Here is an 8,013-nt window from a genome sequence, read left to right as displayed (position 1 = left end):
AATGCTATTGCTGGTTTTATTGGAGACCCCATTCCAGTCATTTCGATAACCATTGGCTTCATACACTGGTTCTCCCCATTGGTTGAATACCTGAACGGTATTGCTTGGATAATCCGCTATGTTTTCTACCACCCAAGTATCTCCAATGCCATCTCCGTTAGGGGAGAAACCACCTGGTGCTACAACCTCGGTACCTCTAGCTGTTATCGTAACTATAGCTGTTCCTGTTGCTGGGTCCCCTGCAGTATTGATTACCGTAAGTGTTACGGCTACATTGCCCAGTTCTGAGAAGGTCATAATATCCAAGAACATGCTGTCAATACCGCCACAAGCATCAAAAGAGCCATTGTCTATCTCTTGAGCAGAAATGGTCGCTTGCCCATTGGCATCCAATGCTACGGTAATATCTTGAGTTACCACCGTTGGCCCTACAACATCTTCTACGGTTACCTGGGCTGTTGCCGTATCTGAGTTATTATTTTCGTCTGTAACAGTAAGCGTAATGGTTACAGGCGTGCCCACATCGGCACAGCTAAAATCTGTTCTGTCTAAACTTAAAGTAACATTGTTACAGCCAGCTCCGGAACCATTATCGATATCATCAGCGGTAATAGATGCAAATCCATTAGCATCTAACTCCACAGTAATGTCCTGAGCAACGGCGAAGACCATACAGGCCCCGCCCTCCGTTACATTGACCGTCCACTCCTGTTCGGTGGTGGTGTCCCCCGCGGTCACCGTGTAGTTTACCGTATTGGTAAAGTTCTGGGCAACACCGCTTGCCGGATCTATGGTGGCCCCTTCGGGCAGGGTAATTGTGGGCACGAGACCGCTAAGATCAGTTCCCAAAGGCATTTCAATAGCCACGGTATGGGCATCATGGTCAATGGCCGTGTCCCCATTTTGCCCGTCAATGGTAAAGCTGAGGATATCGGTCACAATGCTGGAGGCGTCCGCGGTGGTCACTGTCACGATCCAATCCTGTTGGACAAAATTACCTTGGGCAACGCCGAGGACCTCATAGGCCACAAAGACCTCCGAAAAGTCCCCCACCTCCCCGCTTGCCGGACCGATGCGAGAGCCATCGGGAATGGTGATCGTGGGCACAAGTCCGTCCAGGTCCGTGCCATAGGGCATTATGATATTTATGGTATGGGCAACATAGTCGATCTCCGAATCCATAATCTGCCCGTTAAGGGTGAAGGAAAGGATATCCGTTGGGCTGGCCACCGTTACCGTAAGGGCCGCACTGGCCACATTGCCAAGGGCATCTCTCACGTACAGGGTCTCTGTATTGTCCCCCAAATGGTCAAGGGTATACTCCTTGGTCGTTACAATACTTTCGGCTTCAAAAGCTTCAAAACTGTATTCCAGCTTTCCTTCTTCGGTGCAGTTGTCCACGGCGCTATAGTCCAGATCATCCAAGTTGAGCGTGCCCGTGCCCCCTTCCAGATATATGGTGTGATCGGTCACGGTGAGCTCCGGGGCCAGGTCGTCCCCCAGGGCATCTCCTTCGAACGTCCAACTATAGGTATCAATCAGCTCTTGTCTGTGGGCATACCCCTCACAGTCATATATCAAATTTTCCGCGCCCAGCGTAATGTCCGTGGGGGTATTGCTTGCATCGGCCCATCCTTCCAAGGTGGCCCCATAGTTCGTTGCCGACATCCCGCTCAAGTCCAACATCAACTCCATATTGGTCACCTGGCCTATGTCCCAACTGCCCAGATCTTGGTCAAAGGCTGTGGCATTGTAGAACATGCCGGACATGTCCGTTACATTGCCCATCCTTTCCGCCCAATCGCTCAGATCCTGATTGAAGATCGTACGTATATTATCATTGGGTCCGGCGATATTAAATATTTCAGTGCCACTAACCAGAACTAATGTCGCATTGGCAAACATGCCCTTCATGGTGGTGACCTTGCTGACATCCCAGTTACTGATGTCCCGGTTAAAGGCACTGGCTCCCTGAAACATAAAATACATGCTTTGGACGTTCCCCACGTTCCAATCGCTGATGTCCCCATTAAAGGACGGGGTATTGTGGAACATGAAACGCATTGTTTCCACATTGCCTGTCTTCCACTTGTCCATGTTCTCCCCTGTAAAGAACAACGCATTCTGGAACATGCCCCTCATGTTGGTGACTCTGCCCACATCCCAATCACCAATGTCCGTATTGAACTTAATGGCTCCAGCGAACATAAAAATCATTTGTTTCACTTCGGCCGTCTTTTCCGCCCAGTCGCCGATGCCGCCACCTGTAAAGGCACTCGCACCATCGAACATGGCCCCCATATCGGTAACGTTGCTTACGTCCCAATCGCCGATGTAGTCAGGGTTGAAATTAGTGGCCCCATAAAACATGTGGGACATACTGTTGACATTGCTCATATCCCAGCTGTTGAAATCGGTCTCTGTCCCGGTGAGTGATTGAGCCCTATTGAACATGGAACTCATATCGGTGACATTTGCCAAATTGGGGGCATCCTTGGCCGTTACGTTCATCTTGGAGCACCCTTTAAAGGCATTCGCCATGCTTTCCCATTCTATAAAGCCCCACTGCTCTACGGTACGTATTTTCTCTATGTTTGCATCATTTGCGTTGTTAAAATAAATGGCTGGAAAATCGCCACTAATGGTAACGGTATAGGTGCCTGCACTCTGATAAGTATGGGTGGCGGCGGCATTTTCAGTGGTGCTGTTGCCATCTCCCCAATCTACGGTATAGTTGTAAGTATAACTACCATCAATAGGTATGATAATCTCTAAACCTGTTGTTTCATCAACCTCCCAAGTAGTAATGAAAGAGCCTTGTGGCAGGGTAGTATAATCTTCAGTTTCTACAAAATTAGAAGTTTCACCATCTAACTCAAAACCCACCAATGTACCGTTATGATTATTCCCTGACGCATCCACTACCTGAGTTATTAAGGTGTTATCTCCACCAGCTACACCTTCGTCAAAAGGATAATAAGCCAATAAGTTACCAAAGTTGTTTTCGCTACCATCTAATTTTGAGATCATCTGCCCTCGAATCTCATTTTGAGTTTTTGCATAGTTCCAAACTCTTAACTCATCCATGGCACCTGGAAAATAATGCTGATAGGCGCCACTAAAAATTTTAAATGCACCTATTGTAAAGTAATCGGTCACAAAATCGCTAGTATCTAAACCCTTTACGCTATATGCCTCAACTCCATCAACATATAAAAATATATTATTATCGGTTGAGTCATCACCAGGATATGCTTTCCTAACAAAGGCAACATGATGCCATGTATCATTATTCATGGTCGTGTTCGCTGGAGCATGATGATCTGTCCAACCTTGAACTGGATCCCATTCTGCGTATAGAAGTCGTCCTTTTTCAATATTAAACTCATATGAATATTTATCTGCATCACCAGCCGCATCATTAGCCCAACTTGCTATAGCTAACCTACCACCTAATTCTGGGAATTTCACCCATACCTCTAAGGTAAATTCATTATTTCCATTAGGTAAAGAAAAATGGTCTCCTATTATATAAGAAAAATGGTCTCCTATTATATATGGGACTTGATTAAAATGTAAAGCGTTGTCGTTTTGAGCTACAACAGATATACATACTAAGGCTAAGAGAAGTATGTATAATTTCTTTAAATAGTTCTTTTGTTTCATAGATTTAAAGTGTTTTTATTAAAGTCTAATATCATCAATCAACAACATTAAATCATATATTATAGTTATTTTAAAAATTGTGCTTAACTCTATTAAATGAGGGATGAATTTATAGATGTAAGGGATTTTATTAAACTGGTTCTGGTGGTTGTGAGAGGGAATTCGCCTCATGAGGTGGTGATTATTTGGGCTTGCGTTTCTGTTTTTCTGCAGGTATTTTTTGGGCTACGCGCTAGTGCGGGACGCTCTGTAACCGCACAGAAATGACAAGGAGGAGATTACTATTAGCGGTTCGGGATGGCACTGGGTTACCCGTAGGACCCATAGGCATATGCTTATACCATTTCCAACCTAAAATGACCCATTAAAATTTGCTCTTTTTCGCTTATACTTCAAAATAAAATGTAATCGTAACTAAGGCTATGATGACTGCATTTTCTTTTTTGCCTAAACAAAAAATAGCTGCTTTTTATTGATATCAACTGTAGTTAAAACTATGTACTTTAGTGCATGTCGCTTTTAGCTTCTAAAAATTTTAGACACGAACTAGCCTGCCGGCTGACAAGTTTCACGAATTCACACGAATTCAGTTTTACCATATTTCACGAAGCAGACTTTCTGTCTGCCAAAACGAACCTATGGACTTCCAGTCCATAATTTGAGCCATTCTAAATGAGAACTGGTAACAGATGCTTTAAAAAAAAATCAATCAATTACAAAATATAATCAATATTGAAAATAAACGTTTTATATGTATATTATTGGAATTATAATGACCTCAAAGTCGGGAGACTTTGCGAAGCGGGGTTTTTATTTTTCCCACATTTATAAAAATAATCTAATTTATAGTTATACTTGATCATCTTTCAAAAGACTATCAAGATTATCATTAAATTGGTTTTTCTGGAAAAAAGTCTTTTATAGAACAATCAAATATTTTGGCAATTTCATTTAGAATGGAAATATTGTATTTTGCTTTTTTTGAAGGGGCTTCAATATGGGCTATATATGAACTGTTTTTACCTAATTTGTTTGATAGTTCCTCTTGAGTAATATTACGAGCTTCCCTCTCTTCTCTAACTTGGAAAATTACATATTTCTCTATTTCTAATAAGTTATCTTTCGACATATACAAATTCAGTCATTTTTTTCAAACTTATCAATGGACTATATACCATTATTGATTTTAATTTTATATATTTGAGCAAGAATTACATTAATAATGTAATTTTGCGATTCTTCAAATCAAAATATTGAAGCATTCGCTTTGAATTTCGTCTTAGAAAACTGGTAATTTTAAAGGAACGAAATGATAAGTAATATGCTCACGTCTATCTATGGGCGTGGGCTCACTTATTGTTCCTCGGTATACCAGTACCTCTAAGGCAGTAAGCTGAGTTCCACGCCTTTTTGTTTCCACTCATTAAGGCCTTAATGGAGTGCTATCTCATTTTTAAGGAAACTTAAACGCTGTAAAATATTATAAAACAAGCATTTATAACTTTAAATAGTTATATGCCATTTTTTATTTAAAGTGGACTTGTGATGAGCAATCACAAGGATAAAGGAAAATCTAAAAAAACCGAATCCATGGAAAAAAACAATGTTAATGATTCTCGCGAAATTTTGATTTTAACGCACAATGCCCTTTCAAATTCCCTTACGCTAATAATTAATCAAACATCCCTTAAAGAAAACGTAAAAAAACATTGTAAACTGGGCTTGAAAATATTTGGAATTCTTTTAGCAGATTTAAAATACCATACGGGTACTCATTTATTAATGGAGAAAGAATTTGATCTATTCTTTGCTCGCTTTCCTGCCAAATACCATAACGAAAAAAGAGACAACAGAAAATGGATTTGTGTTTATACTGTAGCGAAACATATAGAATCTTGTATTAAAGCTAATGCGATTGTAAACACCCCAGAGAATAAACCCGAAAACACCTTAATTTAAAATTATGAGCGGGAAGAAAAAGGAGTTTAATAATAAGAGTTATAAACAGTTTTTCGAGAGTTTATATCCACAATTATGTGTGTTTGGGTACAAGTACCTCAATGATTTGGATACCTCAAAAGACTTCGTTCAGGAGGTTTTTGTTAAAGTATGGGAAGATAACATTGCTTTTAAAAATGAAAACCATGCCATAGGTTTTTTTTATTTAGCTGTTAAAAATAAATGTATCAATTATTTAAAAAGTAAACAGTATAAAGTAACAGAACGTTATGAGCTTACAAATCTGGAAGCTTTTGAAACAGAAGATTCTTATATGCCTGAAGCCGTCGTTATAGAAACCACAGCTGTTATAGATAAAGCCATTAGTAAGCTGCCAGAAAAGGCGGCTCAGGTTATTAGATTGAGTATCGAAGACTATACCAATAATGAGATAGCAGATGAGTTATCTATATCCATCAATACGGTCAAGGATCATAAAAAAGTAGCTTATCGAAAATTAAGAGACTTTCTTGGCTTTTTAAATATGAGTTAAAGTATTATTACCAAACTACCAAAAAACGACTCAAAGATGGATAAGATTGCCTTTTTTATGCATCTTGTGTTTAGTTGAGACCGGAGACCAAAAAAATTCTCAAGCGGATATAACGACGTAATGTCTCCTCGAGCATTATCGAAATATAAAATGTATTTTATATTGAAGATACCTAGCGAAGCTTAACGAAATGCTTTTAAAAACTAAGGTTTATAAGGTCTTCGACTACGCTCAGACTGACATTTTAGTCTTAACTTAATGCCATTGTCCGGCAGGCGGGCGCTCAGTATTAACTAAAGTCGAGAGGTTTTTTAAAAGGTCTCGACTTTAGCTTGTCTTGAACACAGGTCGCTCCAAGGAGACTTATCAAAAAAAACCAAACCAGTGCTTGTTGGGCACCTGTTTGGATTTTTGTTGTAAGAACAATACGGATGTTATACCTATTCTAAGTTTGTTTTAATTTAAAATTGGTATTATTCTTTTATAATTTTTTTGGTTTGAATTTTCCCATCGGTGCTTTCTACTTTTACTATATACATTCCAGTTGGTAAACTACTGGCATCTATTTTGTTATTAAAAGAGCTCAATAATGCTTTCCCTAATAGGTTATAAACTTTGGCTTCTTTTAATTGAAAACCAGATGGTGTTACAATACTTAATGTATTTACCACGGGGTTGGGGCTTATGCGTATGGTTTCATTAAATAATAATTCATTATCAAGACTACTATCAATAACTGTAGCAACATCAACATTTGTTTTAGTTTTGGTAGCTTTTCCTGTGCCACAATTGGTACTAAAACTTGCGGTAGCATCTATATTATTTGCCCAGTTGGCGTTGCTATAAGCCACATTATCCACTTGTATACAGCTTAGGTTGGGGTTGTCTGTGCCTATAAAATAATTCAAATTCGTATTATTACCATTGGCTACATTTAAGTATGTTAAATCATTACCATAACAATATAAACTTGTTAAAGCAGTGTTGTTTGATACATCCAAGCTTGTTAGATCATTATTATAACAATATAAAGTTGTTAAAGCTGTATTGGCAGAGACATCTAAACTTGTTAAAGCACTATTGTGACAGTGTAAACTTTTTAAAGCTGTATTGGCAGAGACATCTAAACTTGTTAAAGCATTATTGTGACACAGTAAAAATATTAAAGCTGTATTGGCAGAGACATCTAAACTTGTTAAAGCAGTACTGTAACAATCTAACCTTGTTAAAGCTGTATTAGCAGAGACATCTAAACTTGTTAAAGCATTATTGTTACACAGTAAACTTTTTAAAGCTGTATTTGCAGAGACATCTAAACTTGTTAAAGCATTATCGTAACAATATAAATATTGTAAATATGTATTAGCAGAGACATCTAATCTTGTTAAAGCATTATTGTGACACAGTAAAATTGTTAAAGCTGTATTTGCAGAGACATCTAAACTTGTTAAAGCAGTATTGTTACACAGTAAACTTTTTAAAGCTGTATTTGCAGAGACATCTAAACTTGTTAAAGCATTATCGTAACAATATAAAGTTGTTAAAGCTGTATTAGCAGAGACATCTAAACTTGTTAAAGAATTGCCACCGCAACTTAAAAATGTTAAAGCTGTATTGGCAGAGACATCTAAACTTGTTAAATTATTATTCCAACAACTTAAATATGTAATATTAACAAAAGCCTCAATACCTGTTAGATCTGCTATGTTTTTAGATGAAACATCCATTGTTCCTGTAAAAGCGGCCGCTTCATTATAACTTATTTCTGTATCGTTATTGGGGTTTATGGCTGTGTTGGACAGCAAAGCGTTTTTAAAATTGACATCGGGGATGTACACTATAGGAGAACAATCGTT

Annotated in this window: 5 protein-coding genes; 2 read left to right on the top strand and 3 right to left on the bottom strand. The window is 38.6% G+C overall.

The features are described from left to right. Together Q4Q35_RS17475 and Q4Q35_RS17470 are read right to left on the bottom strand one after the other, a co-directional pair. Positions 1-3,666 (bottom strand): BspA family leucine-rich repeat surface protein (locus tag Q4Q35_RS17475; RefSeq protein ID WP_303279312.1); only part of this gene is annotated, 3,666 nt, incomplete at its 3' end. A gap of 889 nt (positions 3,667-4,555) precedes the next feature. Further along, positions 4,556-4,795 carry a helix-turn-helix domain-containing protein gene (locus tag Q4Q35_RS17470; protein ID WP_303279311.1) on the bottom strand — a complete coding sequence of 80 codons (240 nt, stop codon included), beginning with the start codon at positions 4,793-4,795 and terminating at the stop codon, positions 4,556-4,558. 416 nt (positions 4,796-5,211) lie between these two features. On the opposite strand from Q4Q35_RS17470, the gene Q4Q35_RS17465 reads away from it, so the two are divergent. Next, complete coding sequence (locus tag Q4Q35_RS17465; RefSeq protein ID WP_303279309.1) at positions 5,212-5,625, top strand: hypothetical protein; 414 nt, start codon at positions 5,212-5,214, stop codon at positions 5,623-5,625. A 4-nt stretch (positions 5,626-5,629) separates the two neighbouring features. Further along, a complete protein-coding gene (locus Q4Q35_RS17460; protein WP_303279308.1) occupies positions 5,630-6,157 on the top strand; it encodes a sigma-70 family RNA polymerase sigma factor in 528 nt (175 codons plus the stop codon). A gap of 473 nt (positions 6,158-6,630) precedes the next feature. Here the strand turns inward: Q4Q35_RS17460 and Q4Q35_RS17455 are convergent. Then, the coding region (locus Q4Q35_RS17455; RefSeq protein ID WP_303279307.1) for a T9SS type A sorting domain-containing protein at positions 6,631-8,013 on the bottom strand (1,383 nt) is incomplete at its 5' end.

The organism is Flavivirga aquimarina, from assembly GCF_030540835.1.
Taxonomy (GTDB): domain Bacteria; phylum Bacteroidota; class Bacteroidia; order Flavobacteriales; family Flavobacteriaceae; genus Flavivirga; species Flavivirga aquimarina.
This window is presented reverse-complemented; position numbering and strand designations above follow the sequence as displayed.